15 protein-coding genes are annotated in these 23362 nt (G+C 66.5%); 5 read left to right on the top strand and 10 right to left on the bottom strand.

The features are described 5' to 3' along the window. The first annotated feature begins 523 nt into the window (after nt 1-523). Together D0D37_RS13535 and D0D37_RS13540 are read left to right on the top strand one after the other, a co-directional pair. Nucleotides 524-1999 (top strand): NucA/NucB deoxyribonuclease domain-containing protein, encoded by a 1476-nt coding sequence (locus tag D0D37_RS13535; protein WP_162834211.1) that lies wholly within the window; start codon nt 524-526, stop codon nt 1997-1999. Between the two features lie 27 nt (nt 2000-2026). Next, on the top strand, nt 2027-2482 hold the full coding sequence (locus D0D37_RS13540; protein WP_116200873.1) for a hypothetical protein: 456 nt from the start codon (nt 2027-2029) through the stop codon (nt 2480-2482). A gap of 555 nt (nt 2483-3037) precedes the next feature. Here D0D37_RS13540 and mobF read toward each other — a convergent pair. Beyond that, nucleotides 3038-8161 carry a MobF family relaxase gene (mobF, locus tag D0D37_RS13545; RefSeq protein WP_116200874.1) on the bottom strand — a complete coding sequence of 1708 codons (5124 nt, stop codon included), beginning with the start codon at nt 8159-8161 and terminating at the stop codon, nt 3038-3040. Between the two features lie 300 nt (nt 8162-8461). Then, on the bottom strand, nt 8462-9658 hold the full coding sequence (locus tag D0D37_RS13550; protein WP_116200875.1) for a hypothetical protein: 1197 nt from the start codon (nt 9656-9658) through the stop codon (nt 8462-8464). Nucleotides 9659-10315: 657 nt separating this feature from the next. Between D0D37_RS13550 and D0D37_RS46565 the strand changes: the two genes are divergently transcribed. After that, a complete protein-coding gene (locus D0D37_RS46565; RefSeq protein ID WP_162834212.1) occupies nt 10316-10954 on the top strand; it encodes a hypothetical protein in 639 nt (212 codons plus the stop codon). A 34-nt stretch (nt 10955-10988) separates the two neighbouring features. Here the strand turns inward: D0D37_RS46565 and D0D37_RS13555 are convergent, their stop codons facing one another. Beyond that, the gene (locus tag D0D37_RS13555; protein WP_116200876.1) at nt 10989-11396 is read right to left on the bottom strand and encodes a hypothetical protein; all 408 of its coding nucleotides are present in this window, start codon (nt 11394-11396) and stop codon (nt 10989-10991) included. A gap of 455 nt (nt 11397-11851) precedes the next feature. Between D0D37_RS13555 and D0D37_RS13560 the strand changes: the two genes are divergently transcribed. Further along, on the top strand, nt 11852-13057 hold the full coding sequence (locus D0D37_RS13560; RefSeq protein WP_116200877.1) for an IS110 family RNA-guided transposase: 1206 nt from the start codon (nt 11852-11854) through the stop codon (nt 13055-13057). A gap of 139 nt (nt 13058-13196) precedes the next feature. Here D0D37_RS13560 and D0D37_RS13565 read toward each other — a convergent pair whose 3' ends face one another. The 3 genes from D0D37_RS13565 to D0D37_RS46570 all read right to left on the bottom strand — a co-directional run bounded on the left by D0D37_RS13565 (nt 13197) and on the right by D0D37_RS46570 (nt 15146). Further along, complete coding sequence (locus tag D0D37_RS13565) at nt 13197-13658, bottom strand: single-stranded DNA-binding protein (RefSeq protein WP_116200878.1); 462 nt, start codon at nt 13656-13658, stop codon at nt 13197-13199. Between the two features lie 415 nt (nt 13659-14073). Continuing rightward, nucleotides 14074-14955, bottom strand: coding sequence for a helix-turn-helix domain-containing protein (locus D0D37_RS13570; protein WP_162834213.1), 882 nt, complete (start codon nt 14953-14955; stop codon nt 14074-14076). After that, nucleotides 14952-15146: a hypothetical protein gene (locus D0D37_RS46570; protein ID WP_162834214.1), complete on the bottom strand. Its 195-nt coding sequence runs from the start codon at nt 15144-15146 to the stop codon at nt 14952-14954. Before D0D37_RS46570 ends, D0D37_RS13570 begins: the two co-directional genes overlap by 4 nt. 108 nt (nt 15147-15254) lie before the next feature. Between D0D37_RS46570 and D0D37_RS13575 the strand changes: the two genes are divergently transcribed. Beyond that, nucleotides 15255-16451, top strand: a complete 1197-nt coding sequence (locus D0D37_RS13575; protein ID WP_116200880.1) for a helix-turn-helix domain-containing protein — start codon at nt 15255-15257, stop codon at nt 16449-16451. 719 nt (nt 16452-17170) lie between these two features. On the opposite strand, the gene D0D37_RS13585 is transcribed toward D0D37_RS13575, so the two are convergent. The 4 genes from D0D37_RS13585 to D0D37_RS13600 all read right to left on the bottom strand — a co-directional run bounded on the left by D0D37_RS13585 (nt 17171) and on the right by D0D37_RS13600 (nt 23258). Continuing rightward, nucleotides 17171-18727 (bottom strand): DUF4192 domain-containing protein, encoded by a 1557-nt coding sequence (locus D0D37_RS13585; protein WP_116200882.1) that lies wholly within the window; start codon nt 18725-18727, stop codon nt 17171-17173. Nucleotides 18728-18804: 77 nt separating this feature from the next. Then, the gene (locus D0D37_RS13590) at nt 18805-20349 is read right to left on the bottom strand and encodes a DUF4192 domain-containing protein (RefSeq protein WP_116200883.1); all 1545 of its coding nucleotides are present in this window, start codon (nt 20347-20349) and stop codon (nt 18805-18807) included. Nucleotides 20350-20536: 187 nt separating this feature from the next. Then, the gene (locus tag D0D37_RS13595) at nt 20537-21502 is read right to left on the bottom strand and encodes a bifunctional DNA primase/polymerase (protein ID WP_116200884.1); all 966 of its coding nucleotides are present in this window, start codon (nt 21500-21502) and stop codon (nt 20537-20539) included. Nucleotides 21503-21590: 88 nt separating this feature from the next. Then, nucleotides 21591-23258, bottom strand: coding sequence for a ParB/RepB/Spo0J family partition protein (locus tag D0D37_RS13600; RefSeq protein ID WP_116200885.1), 1668 nt, complete (start codon nt 23256-23258; stop codon nt 21591-21593). Nucleotides 23259-23362: the final 104 nt, after the last annotated feature.

The following is a 23362-nucleotide window of genomic DNA, read 5'->3' on the forward strand; positions in this document are numbered from 1 at the left end:
GACCCACGCCGGACCCCGCTCAAGCGGGGACAACCTGCTGGCCGACGGCTTGCACCCCACGCCGGTCGTTCGCCGGGACCGCAGGCGTATCCGCGCTCGCGCGGGGAGAGCTGAGCTTGTTTCGGTGCTCATCCGGGCGGGGCCCGCAGTGGGCAAGACGGCGTGCCTGTGACTCGACCTCCCGTCGCGACGGGGCCTGGTGTCAGTTTGGCGCAGCGTCGAGCGTGCTCAAGCACTGCGCGCGCATCCGATTTTCTTTCTTTTTTGCATGCGATGATGCGATTGCGGTATTTCCGCGAGCGTGTCGGCCATATTTCATGGCTATGAACATAGCTGCTCAAAATCCGATTATTAAAACGGAACATGGTTTCCGTTGAAACATTCGGGTGATGATGCTCCTTGCTCCTGCTTTGATCTTCCTGCTGCTGCCAAGATGATCCGAGGAGCGTTGCGCGTAGTCGACGGCGTTGATGCCGATGCGCGTGCGGCAGCTCCCGTTCGCATGCGAGGGGGCTCAGGAAATGTGTTCGTCCTGTTCGAGTTGGGAGCCTCTTCGTGTCAAAAAGAAGGGGTTTCTGTAATGCGATTACTTAGATCCGGCAGAAGACCGGTCCGCTTTCTGGTGGTGTTAGGGTTGGCGGCCGTTCTCGTGTCGACGGTTTCCGCGGGGACCGCGGCTGCCGAACCCGGGTCTGCCGACGGTAAAGCCGGCCTCGTCACCGACCGGACGACGGCTTCGGGCGCCACCGTTCAGGTGCCGGTCGGCGCGGTCCGGCAGACCAATCCGCCGCCGAGCACGCTGGCCGAGCGGCTGCGCTGGGAGCCGACGGTCAAGCAACAGACCTATGACGCTGACGCCGGCAAATTCGCTGTCCCCGGGCCGATTCCGCACATCGCCGTTGATCCGGTGACGCTCGACGAGTGCGATCACCACAAGTTCCCCGACGGGGCTCCGGTGTGGTGGCACAAGAGCCACTACTCGACGTGCTGGTCCGGGTTTGACAACCTGCTCAAGCCTGCCTCGTGCCCGATCTTCTGCGACGACTCGTTGAACTCGTTCCGGCTGGTCGTGATCGGCGTCGGCGACGTGAACGTCGTTCCGCAAGGTGACGCCAGCCCGCCGGTCCGCAAGGTGCGGTTCACGATCCGGACCAGTACGGCCCAGAAGTCCGGTCCGGAGCCCGCACCCGACAGTTCGCTCATCCAGCTTCGGATCAACTGCGCCGCGCTCGACGGCTCGACCTGTCAGAACTCCCAGAACGCCGGCGTGACCAAGACGCTCGGCGAGCTTCGCGCCGGGTTCGAAACCAGCTTTGATCTCACCGTCTCCGGCACCGGAGCGCTTGGCGACGCGGACAACAAGACCTACTACAACACCTCGCTGACCATCACCAACACCCTGCCTCCGGGTTACGAGCCGCCGGAGGTCTCGTTGCCCAACGACGCCCTGCGCTGTGACACCTCGACCTACAACTACAACCTCGATACCCAGCGTCGAGACAGAGGCGCGTGCATTTTCACCGATGTTGACGCGGTCCTGCACTACTCGAAAGCGCCCGGCTCGCCGGTCAAGGCGGTTGCCGATCACATCGCAGAGGCCCAGAGCCACCCGGAGAACACCAAGCCCGGCGGCGTCGGCAAGACCATCCCGGGTTCCCGGGCCTCCGGCTTCAAGCTGTCCCGGCTGGTCCCCGATCTCGGCGTGGGGAGGGACGACCGGTACGAAGCCAACCGGCTCATCGCCAAAGCCAACTGCATCCGTTACTGGGGCGTCGATTACACCCAGGGCGGCAAGCTGGACTGCGACGAGTACCCGTTCGCCTCGACCTACGAGGGAGCGGCGTACAACTTGTGGAACGGCGGCGGCACTGCAATATCGTTCTCGTCGATGCCTCTTGACATGGGCGAGAACCGCGCTGCCGGCCGCGCACTGAACGTCTGGTACGCCACCGACCATATCCTCGAGCGAGACACATACTACGTCGACATCGACGGATAGGATGACCCCGGCGGAACGGAGGCGACCGTGGCACAACTGCTGGCCGCGCAGGATACGGAAGTCCTCGTGGCCTACAGCATGTTCGCGATGCTCTCCGGTGGCGGCGGCGATCCGCTCGCCGACCAACAGGAGATCGCGGCCATCGGCCCTGGCGGCATCGGTTTCTTCAGTGCGGCCAACGACCACACCGCGACCGTGCGCCTGGAATGCTGGGACGGCGAACCGCCAGCCGACGCCTCCGGCGGCGAGACAGTCACCGGCGCGCTCGCCATCGCCCCATCGGGAGCCGTGGCGCTCGTAGGCATCACCACGGGGTTCTCACTCGAGATCCCGACGCCGTTCACCGGGCCGTGCCGAGCGGAGGTCGTCTGCACCGGCCGCGACGAAGCTGCACGCTTGTACAACGAAGAGCACGAGTTGTTCTTCGACGACGTCGAGCGGTGGCTTGTCCGATTGTGGCCCGACGAACACCGGAACCAGTAGCCGGTGCCGGGACGCGCCCGCTGGACGTGTCCCGGCACCGCTCGCCTCAATGGTTTGTCACGGCGGGGAGCGCCCAGCGACCCCCACGTTGGCCTGGCACCACGCGCCCCGCTCGAGTGGGGACAATCTTCGCGCACGCCAGGCGGACTCGGGGTTCTCCGGTCCACTCTGCTTGCGCGGGGTGCACCGGACGGTTCCACTACGGGGACCGCACTTGAGGGGACCGCCCCCGCTCGCGCGGGGAAGACGCCCTACCGGTGGGCCCAGTCGCGGCTGTCCGCGGACCACCCCCGCTCGCGCGGGGAAGACACTTCTTGACCTGCCGCTTATCGCATGGTCGACGTATTCTCATTCACTTCTGTTTGGTCCTAGGCAGGTCCGGGGGCCCCTCTGTGCTCCCTCGGTATTGCAGCCTTGACAGGCGATAGTTGATCTTGGAGGCGGGGGCAGCTCTCCAGGGAGATCGTTGGGCCCTCGATTGGTGGGGACGACGACCGGCGTGGTCTGGCTGGTGGTGTTGAACCTGGACGGGAAACGCCGTTGCGCCCGTTGAGATCAGTAGGCGTGTTTGGCACGGTCACCGTGGGAGAGGCGTTCTTCCTCGTCGTCGGGGCGCGGTCGGGTGCCAGGCCGGGACGATTGCTGTTTCGATGCGGTGTCTTCAGCGTTGCGGTAGCGGAGCCGGGCTGCTTCGACGCCGTCGTGGAACTCGCGGTCGAGAGGCTCCTCGGTGTGTTGTTCGGGTCCGCTGGTGTCGGTCGTATTCGACCGTACGGATGGTGCGGCGCAAGCTTTCCACTGTTCGGTGAGGAGTGTCCATGCGCGGGCGCGGGCGTGTTCGCCGGTCTGCGGTGTTCCGAGCGGACTTGTCGTCGCGGATGCCGATATGTGGAATGTTTCGCGGTAGGCCGCCGCCAGCGCGATGATCTTTTCCCGCCGGGCTGCGTGTTCTGGGTTGATCGGGCGGGGCCCGAGGGAAACGGCCCATGGCGGCGGATTCTCGGTGACTTGCTGGCGGAGAACGGCGACTCGGTCCCGGATTTCGGCACTGGTGACTTCGAGGCGGCTCATGCGGCTGGGTTCTTCGCCGGGTGCGGGGATGTCGGCGGCGGCGAGCCACGGCAATGCTGTGCCGTTGTTCATGCGGTGGCGGCGGGCGAGTTCGGTGACGAGCGTTCGTGCGACTTGGCCGGGGAGATCGGCTGAGTCGCCTGTCGGGTTGAGCGCGACCTTGCGGGCGGCTGTGTCAAGGGCGCCGTCGGGGTCGAGGAAGTTGAGGGGTCCGGCGGCGGCGTGGTGCCAGACGGTGCCCCAGTCCTGGTCGGATACGTTGGTGTGCGGGAGATACCTGGCGACGATCTGTTGCCAGCGTCTGGTTTGGTCGTCCGTCGGGTTGGCGGTTCGTGCAGGCGGTCGGCGGTTGGTGCGGTAGTTGCGGAGCGCGGCCAGGAGCGCAAGGTCGGGAGAATCGGCCCAGGCAAAGTCGTTTCCGCGGGTGACTGCGCGCAGGAGGCGTTCGGCTTGCCATCCTTCGTCCTGGGCGTCGGCGAGGGCATTGAGGATCGCTTGTTCGGCACCGCTGTTGACGGTGGCCGGGACGTAGCGCGCGAGCAGGTCAAGGTAGCGGTCCTCGTCTCCGGCGCGGGCGAGCTCCTCGTAGCGTTTGACCAAAACGTCGAGCGTTTCGAGGTGGTCCTCGTGTTCAGCGTCGAGGTGGTCGAGTACGTCGTCGGCCGTGAATTCGGCAGGTTGGCTTGTCGGAGAAGGCTTGGCGGGGGACGCGGGGGCGACGTAGCGTGCCCATCGGAGGTTGAGTTCGTCCCAGCTGTGAGCTCGTGCGCCGTGGGTATCGGGGCGCGGTCCCAGTGGGCTGTCGGGGCCGCTGTCGAGCCGGTAGGTCTTGCGGTAGGCGGCGGTGAGTCCGACGATTTCGTCCCATTCCCATGCGGTGATGGGGTTGTCGGGACGGGGACCGAGGCGCGTTGTCCAGGCTGGAGGGTTGCGGATGGCTTCGGCGCGGAGGTGTTCGAGTCGGTCGTGAATGGCGTCGTTCAACTCGGCGAGGTATTCGCGGCGTCCGGGTTGGGTGCGGGCTGCGGCGAGATCGGGGCGAGATTGCCAGGGGAGTGTGCGGGTGTGGACTTGGCCGCGGTCCTTCTGGGCGTCGAGTTCGCGGAGCAGGGTGTTGGCGGCGTAGGCGTGATCGGGCATGGGGTCGGGGGAGCCGCCGCGGTCGAGGATGTGCCGGGCGGCAAGGTGGTGCGCGGTCGTGGTGAGGGCGGCTTCGACGTCGTGGCCGAGTGCGATGGCGCCGGTGGCGATGCGCCAGACGCGGTTCCAGCGCGGGTTTTCCACGTCGGCGTCGGGTGCGATCGCGTCGAAGGCTGTTTGCCATCGGTGCACGTCGCGGGGATCGGGGTGTCCGGCGGGTGGTGCATTGGTGTCGGTGGCGAGGAACGTCGTGACGCGCGAGGCGAGGACCGCAGCGGGGTCGCCGGTTCCAGTGAGGGGTGATCCGGCGGTGAGGCGGGGGAGGAGTTGTTCGGGGCTCCAGCCTAGATCGCTGGCGTTGCGGAGAGTCTGTACAAGTGCCGCTTCTGCTTTGGTGTCAAGGGTTTCAGGGGCATGCCGGGACAGTGCGTGCAGATAGGTGTCTTCGTCGAGGTAGGTGGCGGCGTAGTTGTAGTGATCGACGAGCGTCGCGAGCGAGACGACTTGGTCGAGGCTGTCGCGGTACACCTCGGTCGCGGACGGTTCGATGCTGGTGTGGTTGAGGACGCCGGCGAGGACTTTGCGGGCGGCTTTGTCCGGGTCGGGGTCAACCTCGGGGGTCTTTTGGTGCAGGTCGATGACGTGGTGATGGGTGACCACGTAGAGGTAGTTCTCGTGTTGCGCGCGGGTGGTCGCTGGGTAGAGCTGCTCGCGGGTCATGGTCGGCGGAACGAGGGAGTGGGCGGTGCCGGAGCTGGTCATGCCCTGGACGCGGTTGACGGTGGCGGCGTAGGCAAGTTCGACGTACCGGCGGACGTAGTTTCGGGGCAGGGTGATCCGGGCCCCGTGCTCGACGTGGCGGATGGTCAGTTGGCCGCCTTCATGGGCGGTGACGACGCGCCATGTGTCGCCGTTCTTGACGAAGTCTGCGCCGCCGAAGAGACTCAGGCGGCGGCGGTTGTGCCGGGTGACGACCGTGTCGCCGGTGCTTGCCTGGGTGCCGTCGTGGAGGTCGACTTCGGGACCGGTGGGTTCACTGCTTCGGCGCAGGCGGATGGTGCGGGCTTCCAAGTTGAGCGCGACGGTGTCTTCGTTGGTGGGCACGATGAGCAGGGAGTCGGTTCCGGAATGCAGATCGCGTCGCCATCTGGTCAGGGCTGCGTTGCGCATGGTCTCGACCGAACCGGAGGAGATACGCCCGCTGTCGGCGTAGAAGTCGATTCCCCTCTCGTCTCCGACGCGGATCATGAGTGATGCGGCGGCTTGTTCGTCGCAGTCGTGGCCCTTGAATCGGACGACTTCCGAGAAGCGGACTGCGCCGACGTCGAGGGCGATGAGCCTGATCGCTCCGCCGGCTTCGACGGCGGCGAGTTGCCGGTCGTCGCCGATCAGACGGACGTCGGCACCGCGGTTCAGTGCGTAGGTGACGACGGTGTGCAGGGTGTGAGTACCAGCCATCGCGGCCTCGTCGACCAGGACAAGGTCGCCCTCGGCGATCGGGAACTTCCGTTCCGCGACGCCGTGTTCCAGCGCTGTCGGGAGCTGGTGCAGCGTGTGCGGCCGGGCTCTGATCGACACACCGAGCCCAAGCGCGGCCCGCGCGGAGGGACCGAACGCGTAGACCTGCCGCCCTCGAGACCGCCACAGGTTCGCCAGAACCTTCATCGCAGCGGTCTTTCCCGCACCCGCGGGAGCGAGCGCCAGCTGCAACCGCTTGCCGGAACCGGCGAATTCGGTGACCATCCGCCGCTGGCCCTCGTTGAGCTTCGAGGAGCGGAGTGCCTTGCGCACGGCACGGTCCGGAACGCGGTAGCCGCCGCCACGCTTGGCCCAAGCGACGAAATCACCTTCCTCGGCCAGCGTCTGCGTGGTGGTGTAGCGCGTGGAGTGGTGTTCGTGGAACACCGACTCTCCTGAGCGTCGCCGCAGGAACGGTGCTTCGGCGACGAGCGTCGCGCCTTCCAGGGCGAGGGTGGTGGGTGCCGAGATTGCGCGGTCGACGACGCGGACGATCAGCTTGGCACGCTCGTCGGCGGGCACGGTGATGCGTGCGGTCTGCCGGTGTGCTTGTGCTTCGAGGTGCCAGCGGGTGAAGTGCGCGTATTTCGCGCTGACCGTGGCGATAACGGCTTCGGCCAAGCTGTCGAGGTCGTGCTCCGTCAGCGTCCCGGCAGTCGGTGCGCGCCCGCGGGCGAAGATTCTCCGGCCGAGCTTGTCGATCGCTTCTTGGCCTACGAGGCCGCGGGCGAATTCGTGCCAATCGTCGGTGTGTTCGGCCAGTGACTTCGGCGGCGGTTTTCCGGGGCGGCCGTCCAGTTTGGCGGCACGGTCGATGGCGAAGATTTCCTTCGGTCGCGGTTCGCGTCCGTTGAGGTCGCGGAATTCGACGATCCGGCGGGCGCGAGCGGCTTCGAACTGGCGGGTCCGTTGCGAGAATCCCTTGATCAGCGGGAGCGGCACCGCGGCCAGTTGCCAGATTTTGCGGTTGTGATCGACGCCGTTGGCGGGACGTTGTGTCCACTGTGCACCGTGTTCGCGGAACAGATCGCGAGTACGGGTATCGAAAAACTCCGAGGCGGTGACGGTTCCGGCGAGCATCGGTCGTCCGTCAAGCGCTGTCCACTTGCCATCTTCGGATCGGCGGACTTTGGTCGAGATCAACGCGTGGAAGTGCAGATGCGGATCTCCCGCGCGGCTGTCCCAATGTTCGAAGGTCGCCACGGTGATCCCGTCGACGTCTACCTGGGCCTGGCCCCGGTTGCCAGCGCGGGTGAAGGCGAGGTTCTGCTCGACGTAGGCCAGGGTGTCCCGCATCGCTTGCCGGACAAGGTTCGCGATCAGTTCGCGTTCGTCCGGAGGTGCCAGAGCCCACGCGACCGACACGGATTTGTCCGGGGCGAAGACCATCTCGTAGCCGGACACCGCTTTCCGGAGCTTGCGTTGCTCCTCCGCGAGCCACGTCTCCAGCGCGGCCGGGTCGACAGGTCCGCTGGCTCCGGTCGCATCGCGATAGACCTGTTCCTGGACTTTCCGGCGGATCTCGTGTCGTGTCGCAGCATCGATCGGCGCTCCGATGGGGCGGCCGTGCTCGAGGTTGTAGTCCTTGTACGCCTGTGCGCTGTGGACACGCATGAGGTCCAGTCCGCTGTAGACAGGAAAGCCGCGGCCGAGTCTTGTTGCGCCGAGAGCTTCGGCTGCGGTCTTGCCATCGGCGATCATCTCGTTCTCGATCGCGTCGGCGTTGGGATGGCGGCCTTCGCCGAAGAGCGCCTTCATCTGGGCAGGCTTGACCTCGCCGGTGAGCCCGAAAATCTGCGCACCGGCGCCGAACCATTCGCCTGCCGGGTAACCGTGGGAGAGGTAGTAGTCACTCAACAGCTCGCCGGGGTCGAGCCTGCGGTCGTGACACGCGACCGCGTTGGTGAGGTACTCATGATCACCAGGGCTCAGCTTCCGCGAGCCGATCACTGAGATCGAGCGTACGCCCCAAAATCACCGACGCCCACCTGACTCAGAGGATCTGCAAGATGTCCTGTGTGTGCGGTGGGCCGTGCGGGCGGCGCGGGGTGTGGGCGCGGTGGTGACGGCGTCGGCGGCGGGGATATGGCGCGGGCGGTGAGGAGAAGGGCGCGTGGCGGTGCGCGGCGGAGCGACCTGTGTGGTGCGGCCGGGGCTACGCGCCTGCTGGTTGCGCGGATACGGTGCATGCACACGAAAGCGGCCGCCGGTCGTGAGACCGGCGGCCGCTTTCTAGGGACGGATGCGGCGTTACGCGGCTATCAGCTCGCGGTGTTGCGGTTGGGCGGAGCGCAGCGGCGGGCGGTCGAGTTCAGTGCAGTGCGCGCACCGCCCGATCGGTTCGGAGCGGTGTTCTGCCGGGGTGCGCTCCAGGTTGCACGCGATGCACAGCACGCCGTCTGCGAGAGGGAGTCGCCAAAGGTTGTCATAGAACTTCTCCAGGCTGCCGCGCTCCTCCGAGGTGACTTCGTCGCGCTCGTCGAACAGCGCGCCGCGTTCGTCCTCGTACTGCTCGGAAACGCGGTCGTCCTTGCGTGCGCGCCCGGTTTGCGGGATGGCGGGCTCAATTTCGCGGTGGTTCTCGTCGTAGCTGGTTTGCGGTTCGTACTCGACCCGGGAGCGGCGTGCGCGGACCTCGAACGGCTCGCGCGGCGCGGAGGCTGGGCGCGGGATCGGCTGCGGGATTCGCCGGGGTGCAACGGTGTCGACTGGTTGCGGGATCGTGTGCGATTCGGCTTCCCGGCGGCAGAACTCGGAGCAGTACGTCATGTCGGGTGCCATGCTGAGGTTCCCGTCGCAATGCCCGCACCGGTGGATGTCTCCAGTCTCGGTCTCACGTTGTGCTTCTTCCGCCGCGCGCTTGGCGCGAATCGCATTCGCACGTTGGCGACTGGCGTAAACACAGGTCGTGAGCAGGGTGCGGTGGGCTTGGTCGATAGAGGGCCATGCCTTGTGGCCGCTGCGGATTGCGTCGGTCACGGTCGGGTGGTCGGCGGACGGGTTTTCCAGCAACGTGGCGCAAGCGCGGAGCGCTTCGCGCTCGTGTCCTTCGGCGCGTGCGGCGAGCCATCGCAGCGACTGACGCGCAACGCTGCGGTTGTGCGATGGGTCGGCCAGGAGCGCCGTTACGTCGTTCGGGTGCCCAGCAAGCGACGCGCGGGATTCGGTGGTGTGCACGCACGCCGTGAATGCGCGTTGCGCATCCGGCGTGAGGTCCGTGAGGTGTTCGTAAATCTTGCGGACGCGTGCGAGGGTGTCTGGGTCAGTCGGATCGGTGGAGTTGAGCAGGTGTGCGCAGGTCATGAGTACGGCCTGCGGAGCGTCTGAAAGATGCTCGAACATCCATCGGAGCGCGATGAGCGCCGATGCGGTGCGCGGAGGTGTCGCGCTGAGTGCGGTCACTACGTCGTCAAGGGTGTAACGGTGCCGCCGATCAGTGCTGGTCATGTCGAAAATCCGTTTCTGTTATGTGTGGGTTTCCGGCGGATCGGGTTTGGCGCCCCGGCCAACCGGTAATTACCATATTAATGGAGTTCGTCGCTATTCTCAATAATGCAACGCCAGAAAAGCGGACTGCTTAGGATGCTCTGACCTGCGGTAAGGGTGACCAGGTGCAGAGCGGTGGAGAGGTGGCCCCGAAGCCGCCCGGGGCAGGCCTCCGGCCTGCCCCTAATGCCTGACCGAGGCCGTAAGGGGACCCGAATGCAAGGGTGGGGCCTCGCTATTTTTTTGACGCGCTTTTTGTCAAAAAAATAGTGGGGTGCCCTTGTATTCGGGGCAGCGGCCGATACAATTTCGGGGCCACCTCTCCACCGCGGACGGGACCGATCCGCAATCGCCGGCCACCGTGTCTGGCCTGCGCAAACGCTCCAGGTCGACCCTGGCTATGCTGGTCAGGTCGCGACGTGATGGGTCTTCTGTCCCGTGGGCATGTCGCGGCACCCGGCGTCGTTGCTTTGGCGAGCCGTCGCTCCGGCGATGTCGGCCCTGTGCCGTGCGCCGCCGGTCCGATGGGGCCGGGGCCATGCGCCCCGGCCCCATCCCGTAACTGCTGCGACGCGACTAAACTGGCGACCGCAGCCCTCCCTGTGCAGGGAGGCAACCATGCCGCAAGACGAAGAGCGGTCGATCCGTCGTCGACGTCGATCGAGTGCCGAGGTTGCTCGGCTGAAGGCACTGCGGCAAGCGCACGCAGAGAAACTCGAACGCGCCCGGCGAGACGAACAGCGGGTCGACGACGCACTGGCACCGTTCGCGGAAGCGGCAGAAGCCATCGCAGCGGCACAACGGCGACACGAAGACCGGTGCGCGCGAATCACAGCCAGGCTTGAGCGAGACTTAGCGGACCTCGATCGAGCACGAGAGAAGGCCATTGAAGAGGCGGCTGTCGAGCGGCGCGCGCTGAAGACTGCGCTTGACGATGAAACCGGCAAGTTTCGCGCTGTGATGGGAGAGTCGGTCAAGACGATCCGGGAAGTGGGCACCGGGATGCCGGAGACCGCTGCACTGCTTGGCGTCAGCGTGGGCGAAGCGCGCAGGCTGGCGGCTGCGGCAAAGCGACTGGACCGTGAAGCCTCGAGCACCTGGTCATCAGCCGATGACGGGGTACCCGAGACGCCTCTGGCCGAGTCGGCCCCTGTGCTTGGTCGGGGAGCGGAAGCAGCCACTGGCGCCGAGCAGCAGGAGCCAGATGCAGCGCCGGAAGGTGAACGAGAAAAGAAGTGGGGTGGTGCGAGCGCGTAGCGCTCGCACCACCCCACCAACTACCGGTGTGCGGTCACCCCGGCTGAACCGGCTCAGCCTCGCGTCGCTCGGTCCGAGAGTGCGCCTTCCGGCGCGCGAGTCGCCGTCGGGCCGCAACGCGCCAGGCAATCGACAAGCACCCGCCGACGAACAGGGTGGTCCCGAGTACTGGCTGGTCCCAGCCGAGATCTTGCACTTTCTCTATGGAGAGGATGCACGGCACGCTGCCCGCTCCGAAGATGACCGCTGTGCGTGTGTGGTGAGTGATCCGCGGGAAGATCGGGTGCCGTTTGCGTCGCGAGTCAGCCCAACCAGCTGCTGCACCGAGCACTGCGTACACCGGCAACCGGATGAGATCGACTGCCGTAGGCGCAGCGATCAAGGCGATGGCACCGAAGACCGCCGCGACGAGAAGGACGCCGTAGAAGGCGGCGTCGATCATTCCGCGAGCGGAAAGTCCAGCGACGATTCGGGTCATCATCCGAGCGTAGATCGGAAAACCGGCCCGTTTGGGGGAGATTCGTCGTTCTCGACGACGGGCCGGTCGGGGTCGGTCAGCCTGGGGTCGCAGTCCGTGCACTGTCTTAGGAGGGGCCGGATTCAGCGCGCGCCTGGAAGGGCTAGTCGCGTCTCGAGGGGTGCGGGCGCGTTGCGCGCACATGGTGTTCCTTACCTTTCTTCTTGGGCCGGTTCGGGCCAGTCGTAGGGTTCGAGCCACCCAGGGGTGCTGGGTATGGCTTGCATGGTTTTGCCGTTGATGGTCCAGGAGGATTGGCCGCCCGGCACCCTGCGACGACTCGACCGCTGATTGGGATGTGCGAGTGATCGCTGTGTAAGGACACGCCGGCGAGGTCGTCTGCTGGGCCTGTAAGGACTGCGACACAAGGGAAAACGGAGGTGACCGTGCCCGAAGTCTGGGCCGGCGTGGACGGCGGCAAAGTCGATCACCACTGCGTGGTGATCGACGCCGAGGGCAGGCGTCTGCTGTCGCGGCGGATCGCCAACGACGAGACGTCGCTGCTGGAGCTGATCGCCGATGTCACCCAACTGGCCGAAGGCCGGGCGGTGACCTGGGCGGTCGATCTCAACGCGGGTGGGGTGGCGCTGCTGCTGGCGTTGCTGGTCAATCACGATCAGAAGGTGGTCTACCTGCCCGGCCGCACCGTGCATCACGCCGCCGCCACCTACCGCGGTGAGGGGAAAACCGACGCCAAGGACGCGGCGATCATCGCCGATCAGGCTCGGATGCGCCGTGACCTGCAACCACTGCGCCTGGCCGACGACATCAGCACCGAGCTGCGGATCCTCACCGCCCGCCGCGCTGATCTGGTCGCCGACCGCACCCGTCAGATCAACCGGCTGCGCGCGACGATGCTGGAGTACTTTCCCGCGTTGGAACGCGCCTTCGACTACAGCACCACCAAAGCCGCGTTGATCCTGCTGACCGGATACGCCACCCCGGCTGCGATCCGCCGCGCCGGGGCTGGCCGGCTGGAGCAGTGGCTGCGCAAACGCAAGGCCCGCAACGCCGCCGCGATCGCTTCGGCCGCGGCGACGGCGGCCGACGCCCAGCACACCACCGTCTCCGGGGAAGACCTCGCCGCGCGTGTGGTCGCTCGGCTGGCCAAGGAGGTGATGGTCCTCGACCAGGAGATCACCGACACCGACGCCCTGATCGAGGAGCGGTTTCGTCGGCACCGGCACGCCGAGGTGATCACCAGCCTGCCGGGCATGGGCACTCTGCTGGGGGCGGAGTTCCTTGCCTTCACCGGCGGTGACATGGCGGCCTTCGGCAGCGCCGACCGGCTGGCCGGCGTCGCCGGGCTCGCGCCGGCGCCACGCGACTCCGGCCGGATCAGCGGCAACCTGCACCGGCCCCGTCGTTACAGCAGACGCCTGCTGCGCGTGTTCTTTCTCTCCGCGCTGGTCAGCATCCGCTGCTGTCCCGCGTCGCGGGCCTACTACGACCGCAAGAGGGCCGAAGGCAAGAAACACACCCAGGCCGTCCTCGCTCTGGCCCGCCGACGCCTCAACGTCCTCTGGGCCATGCTCCGCGACGCCCGCACCTACCACGCCGCACCACCGGCCACCGTCGCTGCCTGATTCCCTCACCGATGCCGCCCATCAGGGCTTGACAACTTCATTGGGAATCCTCCTAGAGATCCAGGCGGCAGACCGGTGGGGTGGAGCGGCAGCGCCGCTCCACCCCACCGGGTTCGTTCCGGCCTAAGGCCGACCAGGATCAGAACGGCGGGGCTTCGGAGTCCGTGTTGGCGCCGGCACCGACGAGTTCGCCTTCGCCGGCGGGTGCGGCGGCCCACGGGTCAGCGGCGGTCTTGCGCGAGGGCTTGGTGACCTTCGCGGTGGCATAGCTGAGCGACGGACCGATCTCGTCGACGGTCAACTCGACGACGGTCCGCGACTCGCCGTCGCGAGTTTCGTACGTCCGCTGGCGCAGCCGGCCCTGGGCGATCACCCGCATGCCGCGCTTCAACGACTCCGCGACGTTCTCGCCCTTCTCCTTCCACATCGTGCAGCGCATGAACAACGGGTCGCAGTCCTCGAACTGGCTGGTGGACCGGTTGAATGTGCGAGGCGTCGACGCGATGGTGAAGTTCGCGACGGCCGTGCCGTTCGCGGTGAACCGCAGCTCGGGGTCGGACGTGAGGTTGCCGATGATGGTGATGACGGTGTCGCCGGCCATCGTGTCCTCCGGTGAGGGTCGGTGGTGTGGAACGCGATCTGCCTGGAGCGCTCCCCGGGCGGGGCCGGTACGCCGCGGATCGGCTCGTCAGTCCGGCGCGAACCGGCTGTGCGGAACGTGCCGGGGCTCGCCGTCAGGAGGGCCGGTTCACCCGGACGGACAAGCCGAGGCTTCGCGGTGTTCACAGCCCCGTCCGGGGTGTGCTGGGCTGTTTGCGCTCCGCCCCCCGGTCCCTCGCAGGAGGACTGGCCGGTGACGGTGTCGCGGCAGCGGCACGTCGACGTCCGTCACTGGGCAGGCGGTTTCGCGTGACGGCTGAGGACAACCAGCATGATGCGTTACTTCGCGGCCATGGGCCGAACACGATGGAACCCGGCCGCCGCGCAGCTTCGGGGAGAAACGCGGCGGCCGGGAGTCATGCGGCGGAGGCTTCTCCGGCGGCGAACCTTCGCAGCGCCGCGGTTGATTCCGCCGGGGGCAGGGCGATTCGTTCGAGTTCGTTCGCCGCATGGAAGTAGTAGTCCGCCTGGTCGTGGACGAACGTGCCGCAGGTCAGGTGGTTGAGGTAGACGACCGACTTCCTGGTGAACTCCTCCGAGGGGCGGGGCATCTCGTAGAAGGTCCACGGGCTCGCCAGGCCGGGGTGATTGCTGAGGCCGAACGGTACGACGCGAACGGTGGTCTCGGAGGCAGCGTCGTTCAAATCGGCGAGGTGACGCAGTTGTGCACCGACCGTTTCGGCCGAGCCGGAGAGCTTGGTGAGCACGTGCTCACCAATGTAGGCGGTGACGGGCTTGGCGTTCAGGCCATCGATGATCTGGTTTCGGACCTCGCGCTGCTCGACAAGGTTCTCGACCACAGCAGGTGAGTTGCCGAGGGCGAGGAGCGCTTCGGCCGCGTACTCGGGCGACTGCAGCAAGTCGGGGACGATCAGCGGCTCCCAAATAGTCGCTGAGATGACGGCCGCCTCCAGATCGAGCAAGGTGGCCAGATGGCGCGGCTCAGTCTGCGCTCCTTCGATGACCACACCCGGCGTGATCGCGCGCGCAAGCGCGAGGATGCGGTTCCTGTCCTCTCCGACGATGCCGAGCGCCCCGAGGATCGCGGCGACCTGTTCCGCCGACGGTGTCCGTTCGCCGAGTTCCCAGTTCGAGATCATCGCGGCGTTGACGCCGATACGGCGCGCGAGTTCGCGCACGCCGAAGCGTTTGCCGATCCGTGCGGCGCGAAGAGCTGCACCAAGGATAGTCACGCGCGGTTGTTGAACGCGGTGTTCGTACTTGACGGGCTCCCTCATGACTGTGCCCGGTCGTCGGCGTCGAGGACTCTGCCCGTTTCGGGGTCGACGGTTACCTGGTTTCCGTCGTCGTCGATCCACCAGCTCATCCTGATCACCACGCCCAGGGTGAAGGCTGCGCGCCGGACGAGGACACAAGAGCGGCAATCGCTGTTGCCGCCCAGGCCACCAGCTGGTTTCGTCGCAGGCATGCGATCTCCACGTCGGCTTCATAGCGGTCAGTTACCGTCCTCAAGCTAGGGGTGATTGCTACGCTGAAGGGACACCGAAGGGACACCCGGCCAACGGCAGGAGACCCCATGGACGGTCTTGACCTCCGCGGTACCAGCGTCGCTGGCCGGCTCAAGGAGGCGCGGATACTGCGGGGCATCAGCCAGCTCCAGCTCGCGCAGCGGATGAACTTTTCGCATTCGCTGGTCAAAAAAGTGGAGCAAGGCTCGAGACCGCCCAGCGCCGCGTTCGTGGCTGGCGCGGCGCGGGTGCTCGGGATCAAGGTGTCGACCCTTTACGGTGTCCGGGACGACGAGGTGCTGGACGAACCGAGCCGCCAATCGGCCGGGATTGCTGACTTGCGCGCCGCGCTCGATGCCTACGACGACCCGCAACCCGAAGGCGACCTCCTCACCCTCGACACCGCCACTGCGCGACTTGCCACCGCCTCGGGGAAAGTGCTCGGTCAGGACCACGTCGAGGTGCTCGAAGAGCTGCCGAACCTGTTGCACCACCTCTATGTGCTTGCCGACGCGACGGGTCGCGCCGGTGAACTCGGCCGGTCGGCGTTGCATGATGCCTACCGGATGTCAGCGAACGTGGCTGGTCACTTCCGGCAAGCAGACCTGGCTGCGATCTCGTCCGAACGGCATATCCAACTCGCTCCGCGGACTGGGGAGCCGCTGCGGATCGCCATCAGCGCCTACCATCGCAGCAGCCGCTACCTCCAGCACGGCGACTATCGTGGAGGTTTGCGTCGGCTTGAGCGCGCTCGCAAGCACGTCGGCTCTGGCGCGGCTGACCGCGCCGTATCGATCCAATTGGACTTGAGAGCAGCGATTCTTGCCGCCCGCGCTGGAGACCCGGCCGAGGCTGACGAGTATCTGGCTGAGGCCCGGGCGTTCGCCGACGAGTTCCAGCCACCGCCGGTCCCGTACTACGGTGTTGACGCCAGCATGACGAACATCGTTGTGCATTGGTGCGCACGGCCGGTCGAGAACTACGACGGCGGTGAAGCGGTCCGACGCGCGTCCACCGTCGTGGTCGATGATCCTCGACGGCCGGAACGGGTGGGGCACCACTGCATCGACATGGCCCGGGCCTGGATGCTGAACGGCGACCGCGGACGGACGCTCGTCGAGTTGAACGCGGCGCGCAAGGTCGCGCCGAACATGACCCGCCACCACCCGTCGGTCTCGGAAACAGTTCGCGCGCTTGCGAAGTCCGAGCGACAGACGAACGAATCGCTTGCGAAGTTCGCACGGTGGGCAGGCATTCGGCTGTGAGCTGGCAATTGTCCCGTTGCTGTCTGGGCTCGGGATTTCCGTGTGGATAGCAGACAGTGACCTGATTGTCCTTGCGGATCTAAGCGACTGAACTGACTGCAGCGGCGAGGTTGCCGAGGAATCGGACGAAGTGCTGCCGAGGTCCGCGATGGTTGTCTCGGAGTTAGGAGAACGAATTGAACCCGGCGGTCAACCGGCAGCACGCTTGTTCTGTGCGAGCACGGTGATGAAGTCGAGACCTGTGGCTGGGTCAATCAAGTCCAACCCGGGGTCCCGCACGGTCATCCAGGTGACCCATCGTCGCCACCGGTACGTCGTGCCGGCCGGGCGAACCAACCACAATTCTTCGTGCCGCCGGGATTCCAGCGAGTCCAGGATGGCCTGTCGACGGTCTCGCCGTGCGGCTCGTGGCACGGCATGGAATTCGATGCGCACCACTCCGGGACATCGCTCGAATACGTGGCCATGAGCGACGCGTCCAGCAGCGAGCACGGCACGCACTGAGTCAGCTGTGACGCGCTCCATCTCCGCAGGATGAGACTTCACACTCATGGCCTAAGCGTAGTCCCGCTCGCACCGGATTGCTTCCGACACCAACGCCGCAGTCGGGACTGGCCGCTGGTTGGCATCGCAGATGCGGTGGTTCGGGCGGAGGTGCGCGTCTTAACCACCGCGTCTGCACGTTGACACCGGCGCTGGTTGCAAGGCCACTACCGGAGTCAGTCGGCCGCCCCGTTCAATAAACTGCGACGTTCGGTACGTGCCATGTTCGCGATAATGACTGTGAGGTCTCCGCCGGAGGGATCCAACGCGCGCGCTCGCATTTTCTCGGACAACGGCGACGGCGGGTCGATCGCCAACGTGGCCGCTCGTGCCGCATCGAAGTTGCCTTGGGCGTACTCGGCGAAGGCGAGCGCGGCGGCGACGTCGCTCGCGTAGTCGAGCGGACTGACCTCCAACAGGTAGCGGAAGAGCATCGCCCGGCTGCCTTCCGTGGCTTGCCCGGCCGGAGGGACCAGGACCGCCAGACCCACCGGTGCCGAACCCGCCGCGGCGATGAGAGCGGCGAGTTCCTCGTCGGATTGAGCACGCCAGCCGGCCGACCATGCATTGACCACAGCGTCGACCTGGTTGACTCGATCATTGAGCGCCCTGAGGTCATCGTGGTCGAGTTCAGCCCGGATCTGCCGCTTTGCTTCGTCCACCAGCGTCAGCAGGCGGGGATCACGTTCGGATTCGCTACCGACCGTCCGCGTCGTTTCGACAGCGGAGCGCGCGGAGCGGAAGTACTCGGCGAAGGAGCCGCGGTGGGCGTAGGGATTGATTGCCCGCTGGACATTCCTGGCGACTACAACCGCGTGCAAGGTGGGAATGGTCACCTGCTGTGTCGCGATTTCCGCGTGTACGTATTCGCCAAGCAGGTAGTACCCGACGGCCAAGACGGCGGAGATCTCGCGACGTTCCGGTGATGGGGCCAGCCGGTAGAGGTGCAGCAGCAGTTGGACGCGCTGGCGCTCGGGATGTCGGCTGCCCGCAGGTAGAACGCAGGCATCGCGGAACAGTGGTGACGAGAAGCTGGCGATGAGATTCGCGATGTCTTCGTCGGCGCTGGGCAACTCGCCGTCGATGGCCGCGGCGACTGCAGCGTCGAAGGTTTCGATCCGTTTCGCGAGCGACTCGGGGGCCTCCTGTTGCCGTGTGGTGGCAATCCGTGTCGCACGCGCGATTCGTTCCTGCTCATCGGTCGATGCAAGGCGGAACAGGTCTTCGACGGCCTGACGGCTCGGGTGGATGGTGAACCCGGAATCCGCAGAGGCGATCGCGACCAGCGACGTGGCCGGGTCGGGCATGATTCCCGCGGTGATTGACCTGTCGTAGTAGCTGCGCCACCAGGAACCCTCGCGGAACTCCGGGACGAAGAAGACTGCCCTGACCCGATGGCCAGCCTCGGTGATCGCGGATGCGAGGGCGTCGATTTCCGCGCGCAAGGGCAGTTCGGCATCGACATTGCCTCGCTGGGACACCACGACTGCGATCACAGTTCCGGCGGGCTGTGTCCGGAGCGGGCCCGTTACAGTCCTGCCGGACTCCGCCGGATCGGCGGCGAGACTGGCGAGGCCGAGCCGCATCGTCACTCCTACGCGGTCGAGGCCGTCGTCGCCAGGACGGAGATGGAGCAGGATGACTGCCTCTGCGGGGTAGAACCCGACAATAGCCGGAATATTCGCGAGGAACTGGCCGACGGCGTCGAGGTTCGAGGTTTCGGGATCTGACATGGGACTTCCTTTGGGAGGCAACGGAGGGCGTATGCGGAGGCGGGCACGGCCTATGCACCGGCCGTGCCCGCCGGAATTCACGCGTGTTCCGCGCTTTCGAGCCGATGACGTTCGGCCAACGCGATGTCGGCGATCAGGTCGCTGACGACCTTCGCGGACGAGGTCAGCGTCCCGTGGAGGACAGCTTCAGAGAGAAGCGATGGCAGGTCGACGGACCTTGCCGCGGCCCGTGCACGGACGAGGTCGCCCGTGGTCAGTTCGGCCACAGCGATAGCTCCGGCGATGTTGGCCGCGTAGTCGGGCGGAGCGACCGTCTGGAGGAGACGGAATAGTGCGACCCTGTCGGCGTCGATGGTTCCCGTTGACGGTGAGACCAGGGCCGCGATGCATACCGGCGGCGCGGTCATGCTGGCGACGAGTTCGGCGACGTCCTCGTCGTGTTCGGGAAGCCCGAATCCGGCACGTTCGGCTGCACGGTCGCTTCGTTCGAGGCGTGTTCGGAGCGCTCGATCGTCCTGGCGATCGTGCTCCGAGGCGACCTGTCGAACCTTGTCCTGCACGAGGCAATGAAGAGACGGTCGTCGGTCGGTTGGTGTGCCGACGGTATGGACCTGGGCGGCACTGTCGCGCGCGGAGCGGAAATAGCTGGTGAATCGGTCGTCGAGCGCTTTCGGGTCGACGCCGCTGCTGACCACAGTCCGGACAAGTTCCGCGAGCGCGGTCGGAGGTTGGATGGACTCGCCAGCCATCGATGCGTGCAGATAGTCCCCGGCAAAGCAGTATCCGACCGCCAACGCGGTGCCGATCTGCCGCCGAAGTTCTGGAGGCGCAAGGCGATTGAGGTGGAGCAGCAGGTTGAGCCGTTGCAGTTCTGGCCGCGGATTATTCGGGGGCAGAACGCACGCGTCACGGAACAGAGGCGAAGCGAAGCAAGCGATCAGATCCGCGACCCGGTTGTGGTCGGCGGGCAGCTGTCCTTCTCCGGCTGCCGCGACGGCTGCATCGAAAGCGGCAAGTCGATCGGCAAAAGGCAACGGGGTGTCCTCGCGCCGTTCCAACACTCGTCGTGTCGCGCCGCCAACGGTTTCCAGATCTGCGGCAGGTGCAGGGGAGAACAGCTGCTGGACCGACTGACGAGACGGTTGGACAGTGAATCCGTCCGCCGCGGCCAGGACTGCACCCATCGAAGATCGCGGATCGGGCAGGATTCCTCCGCATCCTGGCCTTCCGCAGTAACAGTGCCACCGGGCGCCCTCGGTGAATTTCGGGAGAAAGTAGATTCCCCGGACGTTGTGCCCGGCCGCGGTGGTCGTGGCGGTAAGGATGTCGATCTCGTTGTGGAAGGGAAGGTCGTTGTCCTGCAAGGGTTCGGTGCGATCGGAGACCACGCAGATCATTACGTCGCCGGTATGCTGAGCACGGAGTGGTGCAGCCGTCTGGGCGCTCCATTTTTCCGGTGCTGCGGCGAACTCGGGGAGGTCCAGCCTCATCGTGAGTCCCACGAGGTGGCGTCCGCCGTCGGCAGGCTTCAAGTACATGACAACGAGTGATTCTTCTGGGTAGAACCCGAGGACTGCCGGGACGGACGAGAGAAACCGCCCGGTGGCGCTTGAGGAATCCATTGGTGTCCTTAGCTTTTCGTGAAGTATTTCTGCGCGTCCGGCGTCGATCGCCGGACGAGTTCGCTTGAGCGCGCGCGGCCGGGCCCGGCTTTCGCCTCACCCGGCGAACGATGCGAGGACGGCCGGGCCCGGGCGGGCGTGCTGGAATCTCCGGTGCGGGGATCTGCGCGACAGGCCGGACAGGTCGTCAGCGCGGGTGGATCTGGCGTCGCCATCGGCGGCCGTAGGCGATGCCGTCTCTGATCGTGGTGGTCAATTCAGCCCAGTCGAAGTCGTCAACGTCGAGGTGCCGACGTGCTGCGTCGACGAGTTGCTCGGTGATGGCGGCGTCGCTGATCCAATCGTTGGCCGCGAGCTGGCCGAGCGACCTCGCGGCAGCCAGCACAGCTTCGTGCCGTCCGCCTACCTCCGCTTCGCGCACTCGCCGACTTTCCCCGGCTACTGCGGCCTTGACGTATGCGGCGACTCGCGGATCCGCCGCCGGGGGAACGGCTCCCACGGGGATAGGCGGCGGTGGTGGCGGCGTCAACCGGTCGGCGAGCCACTGCGGAAGCGGTGCGGCCGGAAGATCGCGGAGCACCGTGTAGGCCTGTAGCTGTCCGCGGCGATCGAGGACCGAGCCAGGCGCAACGACGAGGCCGCCGTTGCCGCGCGTGTCGACGAGGCGCCCCAGCCCTCGCCGCGACGTTCCGACCGAGCTGCGAAGGCTTTGGCCGGGCCGTTGCCGGAAGTACCGGTGCTCGCTCTCTTCATCGCCGGGGGTGCTGACCGTGAACGTGCCCGCCGGGTCCGGCTGACCGGCCTGGCACGCGAGATTTGCCAGTACGTCGCGCCCGTGCAGGAGTTCTCGATCGCTGGCGGTGCGCGGTGCGTCGAGGTCGAGGACAAGGAGATCGGAGGGGCCGCAGGCGATGCCGACATTGTCGGCGGGATGACTGCGCCACCAGCCGATGATGGCGGCGGGGTCCCTGGTGGCCCACTGCTGCCAGCCTTCGACCGCCGGGATCTTGCGTCCGGCCTTGAGCGGGAACACCGCCCAGCCTCGCGCTGCGCACCAGAGCGCGGTGGCCAGGAGCCGACGGGGACCTTCGATCGCGGGGAAGGGCAGGTCCGGTCGGCTGGGCAGTGCCAGATGAATTCGGGAAGGGTGCATGGTCGGCTCCCGTCGTGCGGGGAAGCATGGCTGCGGAGCGCGGCGGCGGATGTGAATGCGGCACCCGCCGCCGCGCTGCTCGGCGAGATCAGTCGTGGTCGGTCGTCTGGTCGTCGGCGGGCGTGAGTGCCGCGTCCGGGTTGTCGTCGACGCCCACCTCGCTGCTGTCCTGTTCCTCGAGAAGCTGAGTGATGGCCTCGGCCTCGTCGTCCGGTGTCAGAACCTTCAACTCGATGTCGGACAGCGTGTGGCCGAAGTCTTGAAGCGTCTGCATGTACTGCTGCTGCAGGTGTGTCGGCGCACGCCAAGGGCTGCGGTCGCGCTGCAGCGCTTCTTCGTGCGCGGCGAGGGTCAGGAACGCGTCGAACACGGTCGCCTGCTTGGCGCTCAGCCGCCCGGCGTAGGCGGCGAGGTCTTCCTCGCCGAGGAGAGCACGCGCCAGGGTGTGCCCGCGTTCCATCGCACGGACCAGAGGCTTGTCCCCGTTCACCTTCTGGATCGCGATCCAGTTCTGCAGGCCCGTCGGGACCTGGCGACGCACGGCGAAGGACTTCAGCCAATCCAGCCGCTTGGGTTTGGCACCGTCCCACAGCTTGTTGTTGTCCCGGACCCACCGCCACTGCGCGCGATTCCACTGCACTTCGGCGTCACGGTCATCGTTCTCGGCGGGGGCGTCGGCGCGGTTGTCCGGTACCCAGCGGAGCGCATGCCCGTGCGCGCGGAAGTTGTGGCACGCATAGGGAGTGACCATGACGTAGCCGATGCCGTGCGTGTCCTCCTCATCGTCTCGCAGATACCGGCGTTCCACTCGTACGCAGTGACCCGGGCAGGACGCGTGCTCGTCGGCTGTGAGTTCGGTTCCGCGGGGCGAGTCCGGGCTAGGACGCAGATCGATCAAGGGCAGCGAGGCATCGGCTTCGTCGCTGTCTTCGGCCAGCACCGTCACGTCGGCGGCGTCGAATTCGGCAGTAGCGGCGCCGACGAGTTCCTGGCGGATCTCGGCTTCCCGCAGGTCGTTGCGGAACTTCTGCGCCAGCATCTCGAAGTTGCGCGGCCGCTGGTTGGCCGTGACGATCAGTTCCTTCGCCTGCTCGGTCATGCCTTGCTGATCGAACCACGCGATCTCGGCGAGCTGCGGGAGGGTCAGTCCGTAGCGGTCGCCGGCCTTGGTCGCCAGCTCGCTGGCTCCCACGGCGAGAGTTTCCTGCACGACCTTGCGCTGCTGACCGCGTCGCCGCGCGAGCCTGGTCGGCGACACTCCCAGGTCGATAAGGTACTGGTAGGCCTGGGTATTTTCCTGGTGTGTGAGCGGCTCGCGGTGGTCGTTCTCGTCGAGCTGCTCCAGGACCCGGTCGATCTCACGAGCCTGGTCGTCGCCCTGCGGGGGCAGGTGCATCCAGACCGGCACGGTCGTGCCCGCTTTGCGCGCGTGCAGGACGCGCCGCTGTCCGGAGCGGACGACGATCGTGCCGTCCATCGACCGGTATCCGTTCGCGGCGGTGGTGACGCCGGACTGCTGGTAGTTGCGCACCGTCGCGGCCCGAGTCTTCACTTGAAGCGACCGGACGTTGTCCTCAAGCACGATCTCGTTCGGGTCAGCGTGCACGATGGTGTCGACTTCGTGTCCCCACTGGGATTCCCACGCCGCCAATTCCTTTTCGTCGGCAGGGCCGAGGACCGAGCGCTGCATTGGCACCGTCTCCTCGACGGTGTCTGTTTGACCAGGTTCGACGGCGAGGTCGGTGGTGGTGCTCATTCATGCTCCTTGCAAAGGGATTGGGCGCCGCCTCCGCGGACGGCGCGGGTGTCCCGGGCGGGACGCACGTGCTTGAGCGCAGCCGCGAGGCGTGGGGCGGATCG

It is taken from the genome of Amycolatopsis circi, from assembly GCF_003385235.1.
In the GTDB taxonomy this organism is placed as follows: domain Bacteria; phylum Actinomycetota; class Actinomycetes; order Mycobacteriales; family Pseudonocardiaceae; genus Amycolatopsis; species Amycolatopsis circi.

Coding starts and splice junctions, on each gene's coding strand:
- D0D37_RS13550 (WP_116200875.1), bottom strand. CDS start 9,658: ATGACCAGCACTGATCGGCGGCACCGTTACACCCTTGACGACGTAGTG.
- D0D37_RS46565 (WP_162834212.1), top strand. CDS start 10,316: ATGCCGCAAGACGAAGAGCGGTCGATCCGTCGTCGACGTCGATCGAGT.
- D0D37_RS13555 (WP_116200876.1), bottom strand. CDS start 11,396: ATGATCGACGCCGCCTTCTACGGCGTCCTTCTCGTCGCGGCGGTCTTC.
- D0D37_RS13565 (WP_116200878.1), bottom strand. CDS start 13,658: ATGGCCGGCGACACCGTCATCACCATCATCGGCAACCTCACGTCCGAC.
- D0D37_RS13570 (WP_162834213.1), bottom strand. CDS start 14,955: ATGAGGGAGCCCGTCAAGTACGAACACCGCGTTCAACAACCGCGCGTG.
- D0D37_RS46570 (WP_162834214.1), bottom strand. CDS start 15,146: ATGCCTGCGACGAAACCAGCTGGTGGCCTGGGCGGCAACAGCGATTGC.
- D0D37_RS13575 (WP_116200880.1), top strand. CDS start 15,255: ATGGACGGTCTTGACCTCCGCGGTACCAGCGTCGCTGGCCGGCTCAAG.
- D0D37_RS13585 (WP_116200882.1), bottom strand. CDS start 18,727: ATGTCAGATCCCGAAACCTCGAACCTCGACGCCGTCGGCCAGTTCCTC.
- D0D37_RS13590 (WP_116200883.1), bottom strand. CDS start 20,349: ATGGATTCCTCAAGCGCCACCGGGCGGTTTCTCTCGTCCGTCCCGGCA.
- D0D37_RS13595 (WP_116200884.1), bottom strand. CDS start 21,502: ATGCACCCTTCCCGAATTCATCTGGCACTGCCCAGCCGACCGGACCTG.
- D0D37_RS13600 (WP_116200885.1), bottom strand. CDS start 23,258: ATGAGCACCACCACCGACCTCGCCGTCGAACCTGGTCAAACAGACACC.